Genomic DNA, 14,964 nt, shown 5'->3' with positions numbered 1-14,964 from the left:
TCCTGGTGAAACCCCATCCTGTACGGCTGCGCCGACTGGGCTCCACCCGCCGCACGGGGCCGGGCCCCGTCCAGGGGAACGCTCCTCCGGTTCACCGAGCCGGGCGCCGATACGTGCGCCTCGTGGGCCGGCCGCGTGGTGAATCGCGAGCCGGCACAACGGGCAGGGCGGACGTTCGGAACCGCACTCAGGACGGATCCCCGTGCTCCGGGAAGGCGTTGATCGTGACCCGGTGCATGCGGCGGCGCTCGGTGTAGTCGGCCACCGCGTAGTGCTGGGTCGGCCGGTTGTCCCAGAAGGCCAGGGTGCCGGGCCGCCACCGCAGGCGGCACTGGTACTCCGGCGAGCGGATGTGATCGATTAGGAACGGCAGCAGCGCCTCGTTCTCCCGGTCCGACAGGCCGACCAGGCGCGTCGTCGAGGACCGGTTAACGAACAGGGCCTTCCTGCCCGTCTCCGCGTGCACGCGCACCACCGGGCGCTCGATCGGCGGCCACTTGGCCTGGATCTCGGCCAGGTCGAACGGATGCCCCTTGGCGATCGCCTTCTTCATCGACATCGTGATGTCGTGCACGGCCGTCAGCTCGTCACACAACCGCTGCAGCGACGGGGACAACGTTTCGTACGCCAGGTAGGTGTTCGCCCAGCACGTGTCACCGCCCACGCTGGGCAGCTGGACGCAGCGCAACAGCGAGCCCATGGGCGGCGTGGGCTCGAAGGTGTTGTCGCTGTGCCACTCGTCGCCCCCCTCGCCCTTGGGTGAGGTCTGGTCGAGCACATGGATGGGGCTGGCGGAGTCCTTCTTGAAGGCCGGGTGGTTGAGCGTGCCGAAGTTCAGGGCGAACTGCAGGTGCTGCTCGTCGTCGATGTGCTGGTCGCGGAAGAACAGCACGAGGTGCTTGAGCCAGCCCTCCCGCAGAGTCGCGACCTCTTCCTGCGACAGCGGCTTGCGCAGATCGACCCCGGTGACCTCGGCGCCGATGTGCTTGGTCACGGGATGAAACTCGATCATGACGCCTCCGGGAACGCGGAATCCTCGTCGGCAAAGTAACACCAAGCAATTGCTTGGTCAACCAGAGATACGCTATCGAACAAGCCTGCGATAAGTGGCCGGCATCGAGTACCATCGTGGTTCGGGCACGATGTTCGCCGTCATACCTTTCCCGGCTTCCCTGCCGGGTGGATGACCAGCTCAGTCATCGGCGAGGAGGCGTCTTCCATGGCTGGATATGCCACAGGGGACCCGGCTCGTGCCATCATCTCCAAAGGCGAACACACCGGAACCCCTACTGGTCGCGCGACGGCACGCGCCTCTGGCCGCCATCGCCTCGCGACCGGGACGGGTGACGTCGACGCCTCACACGCCGATCTGACGCTTCTCCAGCGAGCTGACGGCTACGGTTACAGCACGAGAGCAGAAGGAGGATGCGCTTCCCCTCGGCGCGACGGCCGAGGCAGCCGCGCAGCACAAGATGGCCCGACGTACGACTGCACCCCCGCCTGAGGACTTTGAGGAGCGGATCGTCGACATCGACGTCTCCTCCGAAATGCGCACGAGCTTTCTCGAGTACGCCTACTCGGTGATCTACCAGCGGGCCCTGCCCGACGCGCGTGACGGCCTCAAGCCCGTGCAGCGGCGCATCCTCTACTCCATGAGCGAGATGGGCCTGCGCCCCGACCGCGGGCACGTCAAGTCCTCACGCGTCGTCGGCGACGTCATGGGCAAGCTGCACCCGCACGGCGACTCCGCCATCTATGACGCGCTGGTGCGGCTGGCGCAGCCGTTCTCCATGCGGCTGCCGCTGGTGGACGGCCACGGCAACTTCGGCTCGCCCGACGATCTGCCCGCCGCCATGCGATACACCGAGGCCAGGCTGGCCCCGGCCGCCATGCTCATGGTGGAGTCGCTCGACGAGGAGACCGTCGACTTCAAGCCCAACTACGACGGGCAGGAGACCGAGCCCGGCGTCATGCCGTCGGCGTTCCCCAACCTGCTGGTCAACGGCACGAGCGGCATCGCGGTCGGCATGGCGACCAACATGGCGCCGCACAACCTCACCGAGGTCGTGGCGGCCGCCCGGCATCTGATCAAGAAGCCGGACGCGACGCTGGACGAGCTGATGAGGTTCGTGCCCGGTCCCGACCTGCCGACCGGCGGCTCGATCATCGGGCTGCAGGGCGTGCGGGACGCATACGAGACCGGGCGTGGCACGTTCCGGATGCGGGCCAAGTGCGCCGTCGAGCAGATCACCCCGCGCCGCAAGGGCATCATCGTCACCGAGCTGCCCTACAACGTCGGCCCCGAGCGCGTGGTCACCAAGATCAAGGAGCTGGTCACCTCCAAGAAGCTCCAGGGCATCGCCGACCTGAAGGATCTCACCGACCGGCACAAGGGCCTGCAGCTGGTCATCGAGATCAAAAACGGTTTCATCCCCGAGGCCGTCCTGGAGGAGCTCTACCGGCTGACGCCGATGGAGGAGACGTTCGGCATCAACAACGTCGCCCTGGTGGACGGCGAGCCGCGCACGCTGGGCCTGCGCGAGCTGCTCCAGGTCTACGTCGACCACCGGCTCGAGGTGGTGCGCCGCAGGTCGGAATACCGGCGCCGCAAGCGCGAAGAACGCCTGCACCTGGTCGACGGCCTGATTATCGCGCTGCTCAACATCGACGAGGTCATCCAGGTCATCCGTGCCTCCGACGACTCGGCGCAGGCGCGCACGCGGTTGATGGACGTGTTCGACCTGACCGAGATCCAGGCCGCCTACATCCTCGACACGCCGCTGCGCCGCCTGACCCGCTACGACAAGCTGGAGCTGGACCGGGAGAAGGAGACGCTGAGCGACGAGATCGCCAAGCTGACCGAGATCCTGTCCTCGGAGGCCAAGATGCGCCAGGTCGTCTCGGGCGAGCTGGCCGACGTGGCCAAGAAATACGGCACGCCGCGCCGCACGGTCCTGCTGGAGGCCCCCGGCGTGGCCCGGACCCCCGTTGTCTCGCTCCAGGTGGCCGACGACCCGTGCCTGGCGCTGCTGTCGTCGACCGGCCTGCTGGCCCGCACCTCCGACGCGACGCCGCTGCCGGGCGAGGGCGAACGTTCGGCCCATGACGTGCTGGTCTCGGCGGTACGCACCTCGGTGCGGGGCGAGGTCGGCGTGGTGACGTCGCTGGGCCGGCTGATCCGGGTGCAGGTTGTGGACCTGCCGACTCTGCCGTCCACGGCCAACCCGCCGTCGCTGTCCGGCGGTCACCCGGTCTCCGAATACGTCTCACTGCAGCCCGACGAGCAGGTCATCGGGCTGGGCTCGCTGGATCCCGACGGGCCCGGGCTGACCCTGGGCACGGCGCAGGGCGTGGTCAAGCGGGTGGTGCCCGACTACCCTGCCAACCGCGACGACTTCGAAGTGATCACCTTGAAGGACGGCGACACCGTGGTGGGCGCGGTCGAGCTGGTGTCCGAGTCGCACGACCTGGTGTTCATCGCCTCCAACGCCCAGTTGCTGCGATTCCCGGCCTCGCTGGTGCGACCGCAGGGGCGGCCGGCGGGCGGCATGGCGGGGATCCGGCTGGAGGACGGGGCCAGGGTGATCTGGTTCGGCGTGGTCGATCCTGAGCTGCCCGCGCACGTGGTCACGATCGCCGGGTCATCGACGGCCCTGCCGGGCACGCAGGTGGGCGGTGGCAAGGTGTCCGACTACGCCGAGTTCCCCGCCAAGGGGCGGGCCACCGGTGGGGTAAGGGCACAGCGGTTCTTGAAGGGCGAGGACGAGTTGCTGCTGGCGTGGGCGGGGCCTGCGCCGGCCAAGGCGGTGTCCGGGGTCGGCAAGCCGGTGCCGTTGCCGGAGGAGATCGGCCGGCGGGACGGCTCAGGCGTCCGCCTGACGCACACCATCGGCGCCATCGGCGGCGCCCTCGGCTCCGGCCCGGAAGCCCTCCCGCCCGCCGTCGAGTCCTCGGCCTCGCCGCCCGAAGACGAGTAGCCACACCCTCCGACGCCCCCGGCAAGCCCCGGGGGCGTCGGAGTCTACGGCCTAGCGTTGGAGTGGGGCCGGCTTGGTAGCAGGGACCGGGAGTGGGTCAGTCCCGGCAGAGGCAGAACGGGTGCCCGGCCGGATCGAGGAACACCCGGAAGCTGTCGTCCTCGCTGGGCTGGTACTCATGCTTGACGGCGCCGATCTCGAGCGCCCGCTTCTCCGCCTCCTCCATGTCGTCCACGCTGAGATCGAGATGGAACTGCTGGGGCCGCTCGGGGTCGGGCCAGGTCGACGGCCGGAAGTCAGGTGCGAGCTGGAACGCCAGCCGCCGGGGCGGCCCTCCGTCGGTCACCACCACCCAATCGTCCTCGACCGACGTGATCGGCCAGCCGAGCAGCCGGGAGTAGAACTCGGCCAGCCCTTGGGGATCGGGCGTGTCGAGGACGACGCTCCGGAATTCCGCGATGCCCCTCATCATTCACCTCTCTCTGACGTGGTTGCGAGAATGGGTGCCATGGCTGTCAACTCGTTCATGGTTCCGCTCGGCGCTCCCGCGCCCGACTTCGATCTCACCGCTATCGACGGCGGCAGCGTCTCGCTGGAAGACCTCAAAGACTCTCCCGCCACACTGGTGGTCTTCCTCTCCAACCACTGCCCCTACGTGCGGCACATCGAGAAGGGCCTGGGCGCGCTGGCCGCGGACTACGGCGCCCGGCTGTCGATCGTCGCCATCTGCAGCAACGACAGCGTTAATTACCCGGACGACGATCCCACACACCTGGCCGAGCAGGCCGCCAGAGCCGGGTTCACGTTCCCGTACCTGCTGGACGACACCCAGGAGGTGGCCAAGGCATACAAGGCCGCCTGCACGCCCGACTTCTTCCTGTACGACTCCCGGCTCAAGCTCGTCTACCGGGGAGAATTCGACGGCTCCCGCCCTGGCAACTCGGTGCCGGTGACCGGCGCGTCGCTGCGGGCGGCCATCGACGCCCTGCTGGAGGGCGGCGAGGTGCCCGTGGAGCAGAGCCCGTCGCTCGGCTGCAGCATCAAGTGGAAGCCGGGCAACGAGCCCGCCTGAACGGCACTGAACGCTTGCGCCTGACCCCGCTCGGCATGCCCAGACCACCGGGGCTGGGCATGCCCGCGACGGCCCGATACCGGCGTTTACGGCGAGCCCAGCGGGCCGAAGGCACGCAGTGCGGCGTCCAGCCCGAGGGGGTTGCCCAAAAGATCTTTTGCCCTTGAAGACGGCGCGCACCCGGCCGCCCCGCGCTTGAAGACGGCGCGTCACCCGTGGATATGGCGCGCACCTGTGGGATGGCGGCGCGGATGGCGAGCACGGGTGACGGCGCGGATGGCGAGCACAGGTGACGGCGCGGATGGCGAGCACAGGTGACGGCGCGGATGGCGAGCACAGGTGACGGCGCGGATGGCGAGCACAGGTGACGGCGCGGATGGCGAGCACAGGTGGCGAGCACGAGTGGCGAGCGAGGATGACGGGATCGGGTGGTGGGGTCGGTCAGCGGGTGGAGGCGGAGATCGCCGTCGGGAGCGCGAGTAGGAGCTCGTGCGGCTGGCCGCCCTGCCAGTGCCGGATCAGCCGGGCGCCCGCGTCCCCGGGATCGAACTCCTCACACCCCAATGGCCCGAAGCAGCCCGCCTGGTCCAGCATCAGGATGAGCGGATCGTCATCGGGCAGGCTGGCGGCGTAGGCGGCGGTGTCGATGAGGGCCAGCGCGCACCTGGCGTTGCGACCGTCGTCGTTGGACTCCACGCGGTCAAGGCGGCGCCAGGCTTGAGCACGGAGATACGCGGCGAGCGATTCGGACCTGGTCACGACTGAAACCTTCTTAGATCACGTACATGCGGCTACGACATCATCACGCAAGGTGACGTGCTTTCGTGGGACCTTTGCCAACTCCCGCCTGTCGCCACCCCGGGAGCAGCCACTTTTGAGGGTGGTGTCATCATCTGGGACATGAGTGCGTTCGACGACCTGTATGCCGCCAACGCTAAGTTTGCGAAAGACTTCGGGAGCTCCGAGCTCACCGGCCGGGCAGCCCGCAGGCTGGCGGTCGTGACCTGCATGGACTCGCGCATCGACCCGCTCGGCCTGCTCGGGTTGCAGGCGGGGGACGCCAAGATTCTCCGCAACGCCGGCGCCCGCGTGACTGATGACGTGCTGCGGACGCTGGTACTGGCCGTTTACCTGCTCGGGGTCGAGCGCGTGCTGGTCATGCCGCACACGGACTGCGGCATGGCCAAGGTGACGGACGCGGACGTGCACGCTCTCACCAGTGAGCGCGGGGTGGACACCCGCAGCCTGGAGTTTCATACGGTGCCCGACCAGTACGAGGCGCTGCGCCACGATCTGACCCGTATCCGCACCAGCCCGTTCCTGCCCGCGGACATGCCGGTGGCCGGTGCGGTCTACGACGTCCGGACGGGCCGCCTGACCGCGTCCGAGTTCTGAAGCGGCGAGGCAGGGCGCACCAGCTCCAGATAGGCCTAGGACGGCCTCAGGAATGCGCCCAGACGGCTCTTAGGCCCCCTGCACCTCGAACATGGTGCAGGAGGGACGGAACGCCGTCTGGTGGCCTCTAGGCGTCGATGTGGTCGCGGTCGACCTCGGCGGCGCTGTTGACGATGAACTCCCGCCGCGGCGCCACATCGCTCCCCATGAGCAGGTTGAAGATGCCCTCGGCGCCTTCGGCGTCCTCGATGCGCACCCGGCGCAGGATCCGGTGCCGTGGGTCCATCGTGGTCTCGGCCAGCTGGTCGGCGTCCATCTCGCCCAGACCCTTGTAGCGCTGCACAGGGTCCTTCCACCGCTTGCCGCGCCGCTCCAGGTCCCGCAGCACCCGCTGCAGCTCGGCGTCGGAGTAGCAGTAGATGTATTTCTCTTTGCCCTTGCCGGGGTTGGTGAGCTCGATGCGGTGCAGCGGCGGCACGGCCGCGAACACCCGCCCGGCCTCCAGCATCGGCCGCATGTAGCGGTGGAAGAGCGTCAGCAGCAGGGTGCGGATGTGGGCGCCGTCCACGTCGGCGTCGGCCATGAGGATGACCTTGCCGTAGCGGGCCGCCTCGATGTCGAACGAGCGCCCGGAGCCGGCGCCGACGACCTGGATGATGGCGGCGCATTCGGCGTTTTTGAGCATGTCGCTCACGGACGCCTTCTGGACGTTGAGGATCTTGCCCCGGATCGGCAGCAGCGCCTGGAACTCCGAGTCGCGGGCCAGTTTGGCGGTGCCCAGCGCCGAGTCGCCCTCGACGATGAACAGCTCGCTGCGGTCCACGCCTTCGCTGCGGCAGTCGACGAGCTTGGCGGGCAGCGCGGAGCTTTCCAACGCACTCTTGCGCCGCTGGTTGTCGCGGTGCTCGCGGGCCGCGATGCGGGCCTTGGCGGCGGCGACGATCTTCTCCAGAACGGCTCGCAGCGGCTGCTTGTAGCCGCGCGGCGGGTTGGTGAAGATCTCCTTGAGCTCGCGCGAGACGACATGGGAGACGATGCGGGTGGCCGCCGAGGTGCCCAGCACCTCCTTGGTCTGCCCCTCGAACTGCGGCTCGGGCACTCTGACCGTGACCACGCCGGTCAGGCCTTCGGAGATGTCGTCCTTGGTGACGGGGTCGTCGCCGTTTTTCAGCAGGCGGGTCTCGCGCAGCAGCTCGTTGACCGTGCGCACCAGGCCACGCTCGAATCCGCTCAGGTGGGTGCCGCCCTTGGGGGTGGCGATCACGTTGACGAACGACCGCACGGTGGACTCGTAGCCCTTGCCCCAGCGGACCGCCACGTCCACGGTCAGCTCGCGCTGCACCTCGGTGGGCGTCATGTGGCCCTGGTCGTCGAGGACCGGCACGGTCTCGTGGAAGTGGCCCACGCCCTGCAGCCGCAGCACGTCGCAGACGGGCTCGTCACGGGCCAGGAACTCGGTGAACTCGGAGATGCCGCCGTCGAAGCGGAACTCCTCCTCCACGCGCTCCTCGTGCCTGCTGTCGTAGACGGCCAGGGTCAGCCCGGGCACCAGGAACGCGGTCTGCCGCAGGCGCACGTGGATCTCGTCCATCGAGACCTCGGCCTCGGGCAGGAAGATCTGCTTGTCGGCCCAGAAGCGCACCCGGGTGCCGGTGACCTTGCGCGGGAGCGTGGCGCCGACCCGCAGCCCGGACTTCTTCTTGAACTTCGCCGTCGGCCCGTCACCGTCGAAGATGCCGGGGACGCCGCGGCGAAAGCTGATCTCGTGAACCCGCCCGTCCCTGTCCACCTCGACGTCGAGCCTCGCCGACAGGGCGTTGACCACGGACGCGCCCACGCCGTGCAGGCCGCCGGACGCGCCGTAGGAGCCGCCGCCGAACTTTCCGCCCGCGTGCAGCTTGGTGTAGACGAGCTCCACACCGGCCAGTCCGCTCTTCGGCTCGACGTCGACCGGGATGCCACGGCCGTTGTCGCGGACCTCGATGGAGCCGTCGGCGTAGAGCTCGACCTCGATCCGGTCACAGTGCCCTGCCAGCGCCTCGTCGACGCCGTTGTCCACGATCTCCCAGAGGCAGTGCATGAGCCCGCGACTGTCGGTGGACCCGATGTACATCCCCGGGCGCTTGCGGACGGCCTCGAGGCCCTCAAGCACCGACAGGTGACGAGCCGTGTAACCCGCCTCCACTAGCGTCACTCCAGCTCCCCAGGTCTAAGCATCGAACACGTGTGCGTAGCCTACCGTTCTTCCCGTACGCACGCGTACAAGCTTGCCATGGCGACACGTTTGCCGTTACCAACCGGCTGATCGTCATTACTATCGGACACATTCTGCTCTGGGCGTAGAGAGGGGGAGGTTGGGAAGCTCCACGTCCGGTTAGATGTTGTCCAAGTGACTGACGCCAGATCCTCGCTTCGGCGGGGGTGACCCGAAAGGCGATACGTGACTGGAGCTCTCGCCCCCGTTAAGCCGCTGACGGCCCTCGACCGCTGCGACCGCTGCGGCGCCCAGGCCTACATTCGCGCGACCCTGCCCATAGGCGGGGAGCTGCTGTTCTGCGCCCACCACGGGCGTCAGCACATCGCGGCGCTGCGCGAAAAGGGCGCCGACATCCTGGACGAGTCGGCTCGACTCAGCAAGACCGATTCAATTGCCCCCAACGACGAGCGCTGACCCGGCGCTGGTCGTGATGAGATAACCACATATCGCGTGACAGTGACGGCGACCCCGGGCGTGCCCGGGGTCGCCGTCCTGCGTAAGACGCCGTGGCCGGCGCGCCCATTCCCGTAGACCGCCGCCCGGTGGTCAGCGTCCCGTACGCCACCGCCCGGTGGTCAGCGCACCCGGTAGTGATACCGGCCGGCGATCTCGAACCCCTCGCCGCGATACAGCGCCTGCGCGGCCTGGTTGGGCGCGGTGGTGACCAAATACGCGGAGTCCGTGCCCGCGTGCCGCGCCAGCGCCCGCAGCACGGTACGGGCCAGCCCACGGCGGCGCGCCTCCGGCCGGGTGGCCATGCAGTAGATCCCCAGCGTGCCGCCCTGCGGTACGGCCCGCCCGACGGCAAGTGCCACGCCGCCCTCCTCGTAGGCCCCATACCAGGCCGGTACGCCGGTGCAAATGCGCTCGGCTTCCTCGATCCCGCTGCCGAACCGCCCGTCCACGGCCCACCAGGTCTCGAGCCACCCCCGCCAGGGCCGCTCCTCGATCCTGACCTCGCGCTCCGCCTCGCCCAGCGCCTCGGGACGGAGAGAGCCGGCCGCCATGACGAGGGTCGGGTCGACCAGCTCGTAGCCCCTAGCCTCCAGCTCCTCGTCCAGACCGGGCGTTGCCCCAAGCCCCACGGAGAAGACGCAACGCTGCCCACGCTCCCGGTAGAACCGCTCAGCCCTCTGGATGGCCCCGCCCAGATCCACCGGCTGCCCCAACGCGAGCACCGAGTTGGCCCGCTTGGTCACGCCTCCCGCGTAACGCAACACCCACCCGTCGCAAACGAGCTGCTCATAGGCAGGCCAGGCCTCGTGCACAAGCATGTCGAAATCCACTCGCGCAGCCTAGCCAAGCGCCCCATCGCCCCGTGACACCCGGGCGTGTCGCCGCACCATTGGCCCGGGTTTCAGCGAAGCGGACGGCCCGCGTGGCCCGCCGTACAGAAGGAAAGACCAGCACCAATAGGCTGAGGGACGTGCTGATTGTGTTGCCGCCGTCGGAGGGGAAGGCCTCCGAGGGGAGCGGCCCGCCCCTCGGGCAGCTGTCGTTTTCGTCGCTCGACAAGCCCCGCAAGCGGGTGCAGACCGCGCTCATCCGGGCCTCCAAACGCCGAGACGCCCTCGACGTGCTGGGCCTGTCCCCCGGTCTGGCGGGCGAGCTGGCCAAGAACACGGCGCTGCCGGCGGCCCCCACACTCCCCGCCGCCGAGCTCTACACCGGCGTGCTCTACGACAATCTCGGACTTGACACATTGGATCCCGACGCCCGGGCCCGGGCGGCCGAATCGGTCCTGATCTTCTCCGGCCTGTGGGGCGTGGTCCGGATCACCGACCGGATCCCGCCGTACCGCCTCTCGATGGGCGTCAACCTCTCACCCGTGGGCGGGCTGGCCGCGTTCTGGCGTCCCCAGATCTCCAAGGCGCTGGACACGCTCCCGGGCCTGGTGGTGGACCTGCGCTCGGCGACGTACGCGGCCGCCTGGCAGCCGGGCGAGCGCTCGGTGACGGTACGGGTGTTCAGGGACGGCAAGGTCGTCAGCCACATGGCCAAGGCCACCCGCGGCGAGATCGCCCGCGCCCTCCTCCACCAGGACGCCACCCCGGCCACCCCGGACGAGCTGGCCAAGATCCTGGACGCCCTCGGCTACACCGTCACGCTGACGCCTCCCTCTCGCGCAAACCGCCCCTGGACGCTGGACGTGCACGTCAACGACCCTTCGTGAGCCAACGCGAAGAAGCCCCGCACGGATAGCCGTGCGGGGCTTCTTCGTTCAGCCGATCAGTCCAGCCCGATCAGTCGAGGTAGTCGCGGAGCACCTGCGACCGGGACGGGTGGCGCAGCTTGGACATGGTCTTGGACTCGATCTGGCGAATGCGCTCACGGGTCACCCCGTAAACCTTGCCGATCTCGTCCAGCGTCTTCGGCTGTCCGTCGGTGAGCCCGAAGCGCATCGAGACGACGCCCGCCTCCCGCTCCGACAACGTGTCGAGAACGGAGTGCAGCTGCTCCTGGAGCAGCGTGAAGCTGACGGCGTCGGCCGGAACGATGGCCTCGGAGTCCTCGATGAGGTCGCCGAACTCGCTGTCGCCCTCCTCGCCCAGCGGCGTGTGGAGCGAGATGGGCTCACGACCGTATTTCTGGACCTCGACGACCTTCTCGGGCGTCATGTCCAGCTCGCGGGCCAGCTCCTCCGGCGTGGGCTCGCGGCCGAGGTCCTGCAGCATCTGCCGCTGGACGCGGGCCAGCTTGTTGATCACTTCGACCATGTGGACCGGGATGCGGATGGTCCGCGCCTGGTCGGCCATGGCACGCGTGATCGCCTGCCGGATCCACCACGTGGCGTAGGTGGAGAACTTGTAGCCCTTGGTGTAGTCGAACTTCTCCACGGCCCTGATCAGGCCCAGGTTGCCTTCCTGGATCAGGTCGAGGAACAGCATGCCGCGGCCGGTGTAGCGCTTGGCCAGCGAGACCACGAGCCGGAGGTTGGCCTCCAGCAGGTGGTTCTTGGCCCGGCGGCCGTCCTCGGCGATCCACTCCAGCTCGGCCCGGACGTCGACCGGCAGGCTGCCGGTCTCGTCGCCGCCCAGCTGCTCCTCGGCGAACAGGCCCGCCTCGATGCGCTTGGCCAGCTCGACCTCCTGCTCGGCGTTGAGCAGGGGGACCTTGCCGATCTGCTTGAGGTAGTCCTTGACCGGGTCGGCGGTGGCGCCGGCGGCTGCGACCTGCGCGACCGGGGCGTCATCGTCGTCGTCGGACAGGATGAGGACCTCGTCCTCGGTCTTCTCCGTCGCCGCGATCTCGGAGGGCTTGGGCTCCTCCTCGGTCTCGTCGTCGGAGTCGGAGTCACCCTCGGCGTCGGACTCCTCGGCGACGATCACCTCGTCGTCGACCTCGATGTCCTCGAGGTCCTCCAGCTCCACGTCGCCGTCGAGCTCGATGTCCTCGTCGTCGTTGTCCGCGTCGGCGGACTCGGGCGCCTTCGGCTTGGTCTCGGCAGGCCCAGCGTTCTTCGGCTCGGCCTTCTTGGCGGCGGCGGGAGCCGCGGCCTTCTTCGCCGCCGGAGCGGCCTTCTTCGCAGGGGCCGCCTTCTTGGCGGCCGGCTCGGCTTCAGCGGCGCCCACGACCGCGGTCACGGTCTCGGGCTGCTGCTCTTTGGCGGCCGCCGCCGTCTTGGTCTTGACGGGGGCGGCGGTGCGGCGCTTTGCTGGACCACGAGACTTCTTCGGCGCAGCCGAATCCGCGGCGGTCACCACCACGGTCACGCCCTCTTTACTGAGGTTCCGCAAGAACGCGGCGGCGTGCGACATGGGGATGTCCGCCTCCTCGAAGGCCTGACGGACATCCTCAGACTCGAGGAAACCCTGCGAGCGCCCACGCTCGAGCAGTCGCTGAATGACGGGCTCGTTCAGCTCTTGTGGCTTCGAGCGAGTCGAACTTGCAGGCGACACGAACACCTCTCGAACGAACGCGTGGCGACAATGGACCCAGATGCCCGCTGGGGGGCTGCTCCCTCTCTCGGAGATCAGTGAGGCCGTGCGGACCGCGACGGACCTGCACAGCATTGTGGCACGACCCCGCACTCCATACGGCCACCTCCCGGCGGTTGACCTCCACCCTAGGCCGACCGAGACAGTAGTGCGTACGTAAGCGGGGCACTGATACCCGAAAGCAACCGTTATGACTGTTTCATTCAGTCACTCTTCGTGGCTGGCGGGACGTGAATTGCTAGCGCAGTAACGTCATCATCCTGTTCATATCCAGACAACATCCGGTCAACCAGGAAGTCCAGCAACATGTGCGGACTACTTACGACCTCAGGCGGCGCTTCGGTCACAACACTGCAAAGCTCGGCGAGTCCGGCATCCAGCCCGCGCTTCCTGTTCTCCACGAGACCGTCGGAGTAGAGCACGGCGGTATGGCCGGGCGGCACCACGAACCGGAACTGCCTACGGCTGGTCGGCCAGCCTAGCGGAGTGCCGGGCTCGGCGTCGCACAGGATCGCCGTGCCCTGCGGAGAGACCAGCACGGGCGGTGGGTGGCCGGCCAGGGCGAGCGTGCCCTCGCCGGTCACAGGCTCCACGACCATGTAGGCCAGGGTCGTGACCTGCTCCTCCTCTTCGGTGGCCTCGAAGACGCGATCCAGGCCGGTGAGCACGGCCGCGGGCGGCGGGTTGGTCAGCGCCAGCGCCCGCATGGCGTTGCGGATGCGGCCCATCCCCGCCGCGGCCTTGACACCCTTGCCCATCACGTCGCCGACGACGGCCGCCACGCGCCCGTCCTGCAGCACGAAGGCGTCGTACCAGTCACCGCCGACCTGGACGTGGCGGCTGCCCGAGCGGAAGCGCTGGGCCAGCTCCAGGCCCTTGACCACGGGCAGGCGGTCGGGCAGCAGGCTGCGCTGGAGGGTCTCGGCGGTGCGGTGCTCGCGCTCGAACAGGGTGGCCCGCTCGACCGCCAGCGCGCACTGGCCGGCCAGCGCCTCCAGGAAGACGCCGTCCTCCTGGGAGATCTTCACCGGCCGGGTGAAGGAGAATCGGAGCGCTCCCAGTGCCCGCCCTGCGGCCAGCAGCGGCAGCCCGACCCAGGCCCGCTCGTCGCTGTTGGCCAGGTAGTTGGCCAGGACCTCCTCGTCGCCGCCGGCCTCGAGCAACTGCGCCTTGAGGCTGTCGGTCGACTCGGCGAACATCGGCCTGCGGCTGTTGACGGCCATGGTCATCACGCTGGAGCTGGACAGGGGGATCTCCTCGCCGAAGGCGCCGGACGCCTCGGGGATGCCCTCGCCGTTGATCAGCTTGAGCGCCGCACGGTCGGTGTCGAGCAGCGCCACGGCCGAGCGGTCCGCGGCCAGGGCGGTGCGGCCCACGTCGATGATGACCTGCACCACCTGCTCGACCGTCAATGCCTCGGCGAGCTGGGCTGTGGCGCCCTGCAGCCGGGCGGTACGCAAGGCGGCGGCGCCGAGCTGGTCGGTCAGCCTGCCGCGCATCTCCTCGGCCTCGCGCTGCGGGGTGACGTCGGTGTTGGCGCCGACCCACTCGACCACGCGGCCGTGCCTGATGATCGGCACGGCCCGCACCTCGAAGTGGCGGTAGCCGCTGGCCCGGGTGCGCACCCGGTAGTTCCACTCGAACATGGTGCGCCCGCGCAGCGCCTCCCGCCAGGCCTCTTCGGTCTCCTGGCGCTCCTCGGGGTGGACGACCTCCAGCCAGCCGTTGGCGAGATATTCCTCCAGGCCCTGGCCGGTGATGGCGCGCCACTGCGGTGCGTCCTCGACGACGGCGCCGGTGGGCGAGGTGATCCAGACCAGCTGCGACTGCGCCTCCACCAGCGACCGGTAGCGCTCCTCGCTGCGGCGCAGCGCCTCCTCGGTCTGGCGGCTCTCGGTCACGTCGAGCCCGACCAGCGCGATCGCCCGCAGCTCGCCCGCCTCGTCGTGGACCGGCGAGAACGACAGCGACCAGTGCCTGGTGTCGCCCTCCGCCGACCGCACGCGCACGCGGCCCTCAGTGACCGGCGCGTCGGTCTCGATGACGGCCTGCACGGCGTGGGTGATGATCTGGCTGAGATCGGGGGCGAGCACCTCGACGGGCTGCCGGTCGAGCAAGCGCTCGGCGGGCACACCGACGACGTCACAGAAGACGTCGTTGACCCGCTGAACGCGGCTGTCGCCGTCGAAGAACGCGAAGGCGAACTCGGCCTCCGACAGCAGGCCCTGGAAGAGGGCGGAGTCTGAGATGTCCACATCCGACTCCCGGGGACGGGGAACGGAGGTCTCGGCGCTCATGGTCGGCACCTCCGTCGCGTGCCAGGGT

The 14,964-nt window shown here is 69.0% G+C and carries 12 protein-coding genes; 5 read left to right on the top strand and 7 right to left on the bottom strand.

Going from position 1 to position 14,964, the window contains the following annotated elements:
• Positions 1-187 precede the first annotated feature (187 nt).
• Complete coding sequence (locus Q9G87_RS44015) at positions 188-1,012, bottom strand: TauD/TfdA dioxygenase family protein (RefSeq protein ID WP_305922579.1); 825 nt, start codon at positions 1,010-1,012, stop codon at positions 188-190.
• Between the two features lie 460 nt (positions 1,013-1,472).
• On the opposite strand from Q9G87_RS44015, the gene Q9G87_RS44010 reads away from it, so the two are divergent.
• Positions 1,473-3,977: a DNA gyrase/topoisomerase IV subunit A gene (locus Q9G87_RS44010; RefSeq protein ID WP_305922578.1), complete on the top strand. Its 2,505-nt coding sequence runs from the start codon at positions 1,473-1,475 to the stop codon at positions 3,975-3,977.
• A 97-nt stretch (positions 3,978-4,074) separates the two neighbouring features.
• Here Q9G87_RS44010 and Q9G87_RS44005 read toward each other — a convergent pair whose 3' ends face one another.
• On the bottom strand, positions 4,075-4,446 hold the full coding sequence (locus tag Q9G87_RS44005; RefSeq protein WP_305922615.1) for a VOC family protein: 372 nt from the start codon (positions 4,444-4,446) through the stop codon (positions 4,075-4,077).
• 39 nt (positions 4,447-4,485) lie between these two features.
• Here Q9G87_RS44005 and Q9G87_RS44000 point away from each other — a divergent pair, with 39 nt between their 5' ends.
• Complete coding sequence (locus Q9G87_RS44000; protein WP_305922577.1) at positions 4,486-5,049, top strand: thioredoxin family protein; 564 nt, start codon at positions 4,486-4,488, stop codon at positions 5,047-5,049.
• Between the two features lie 441 nt (positions 5,050-5,490).
• On the opposite strand, the gene Q9G87_RS43995 is transcribed toward Q9G87_RS44000, so the two are convergent.
• The gene (locus tag Q9G87_RS43995) at positions 5,491-5,808 is read right to left on the bottom strand and encodes a hypothetical protein (protein WP_305922576.1); all 318 of its coding nucleotides are present in this window, start codon (positions 5,806-5,808) and stop codon (positions 5,491-5,493) included.
• A 141-nt stretch (positions 5,809-5,949) separates the two neighbouring features.
• Between Q9G87_RS43995 and Q9G87_RS43990 the strand changes: the two genes are divergently transcribed.
• Positions 5,950-6,444, top strand: coding sequence for a beta-class carbonic anhydrase (locus Q9G87_RS43990; RefSeq protein ID WP_305922575.1), 495 nt, complete (start codon positions 5,950-5,952; stop codon positions 6,442-6,444).
• 127 nt (positions 6,445-6,571) lie between these two features.
• Here Q9G87_RS43990 and Q9G87_RS43985 read toward each other — a convergent pair whose 3' ends face one another.
• Positions 6,572-8,638, bottom strand: a complete 2,067-nt coding sequence (locus Q9G87_RS43985; RefSeq protein WP_305922574.1) for a DNA gyrase/topoisomerase IV subunit B — start codon at positions 8,636-8,638, stop codon at positions 6,572-6,574.
• Between the two features lie 246 nt (positions 8,639-8,884).
• Between Q9G87_RS43985 and Q9G87_RS43980 the strand changes: the two genes are divergently transcribed.
• The gene (locus tag Q9G87_RS43980; RefSeq protein WP_305922573.1) at positions 8,885-9,115 is read left to right on the top strand and encodes a DUF7455 domain-containing protein; all 231 of its coding nucleotides are present in this window, start codon (positions 8,885-8,887) and stop codon (positions 9,113-9,115) included.
• A gap of 161 nt (positions 9,116-9,276) precedes the next feature.
• On the opposite strand, the gene Q9G87_RS43975 is transcribed toward Q9G87_RS43980, so the two are convergent.
• Complete coding sequence (locus tag Q9G87_RS43975; RefSeq protein ID WP_305922572.1) at positions 9,277-9,975, bottom strand: GNAT family N-acetyltransferase; 699 nt, start codon at positions 9,973-9,975, stop codon at positions 9,277-9,279.
• Between the two features lie 152 nt (positions 9,976-10,127).
• Here Q9G87_RS43975 and Q9G87_RS43970 point away from each other — a divergent pair, with 152 nt between their 5' ends.
• Positions 10,128-10,874, top strand: a complete 747-nt coding sequence (locus Q9G87_RS43970; protein ID WP_305922571.1) for a YaaA family protein — start codon at positions 10,128-10,130, stop codon at positions 10,872-10,874.
• Positions 10,875-10,944: 70 nt separating this feature from the next.
• Here Q9G87_RS43970 and Q9G87_RS43965 read toward each other — a convergent pair whose 3' ends face one another.
• On the bottom strand, positions 10,945-12,600 hold the full coding sequence (locus Q9G87_RS43965; protein ID WP_305922570.1) for an RNA polymerase sigma factor: 1,656 nt from the start codon (positions 12,598-12,600) through the stop codon (positions 10,945-10,947).
• Between the two features lie 242 nt (positions 12,601-12,842).
• Positions 12,843-14,936: a SpoIIE family protein phosphatase gene (locus tag Q9G87_RS43960; protein WP_305922569.1), complete on the bottom strand. Its 2,094-nt coding sequence runs from the start codon at positions 14,934-14,936 to the stop codon at positions 12,843-12,845.
• Between the last annotated feature and the right edge of the window lie 28 nt (positions 14,937-14,964).

This window comes from Nonomuraea turcica (assembly GCF_030718205.1).
In the GTDB taxonomy this organism is placed as follows: Bacteria; Actinomycetota; Actinomycetes; order Streptosporangiales; family Streptosporangiaceae; genus Nonomuraea.
This window is presented reverse-complemented; position numbering and strand designations above follow the sequence as displayed.

Bases quoted from the DNA above. Each gene is read 5' to 3' on its own strand.
- Q9G87_RS44005 (WP_305922615.1), bottom strand. From the start codon at position 4,446: ATGAGGGGCATCGCGGAATTCCGGAGCGTCGTCCTCGACACGCCCGAT.
- Q9G87_RS43960 (WP_305922569.1), bottom strand. From the start codon at position 14,936: ATGAGCGCCGAGACCTCCGTTCCCCGTCCCCGGGAGTCGGATGTGGAC.
- Q9G87_RS44015 (WP_305922579.1), bottom strand. From the start codon at position 1,012: ATGATCGAGTTTCATCCCGTGACCAAGCACATCGGCGCCGAGGTCACC.
- Q9G87_RS43975 (WP_305922572.1), bottom strand. From the start codon at position 9,975: ATGCTTGTGCACGAGGCCTGGCCTGCCTATGAGCAGCTCGTTTGCGAC.
- Q9G87_RS44000 (WP_305922577.1), top strand. From the start codon at position 4,486: ATGGCTGTCAACTCGTTCATGGTTCCGCTCGGCGCTCCCGCGCCCGAC.
- Q9G87_RS43990 (WP_305922575.1), top strand. From the start codon at position 5,950: ATGAGTGCGTTCGACGACCTGTATGCCGCCAACGCTAAGTTTGCGAAA.
- Q9G87_RS44010 (WP_305922578.1), top strand. From the start codon at position 1,473: ATGGCCCGACGTACGACTGCACCCCCGCCTGAGGACTTTGAGGAGCGG.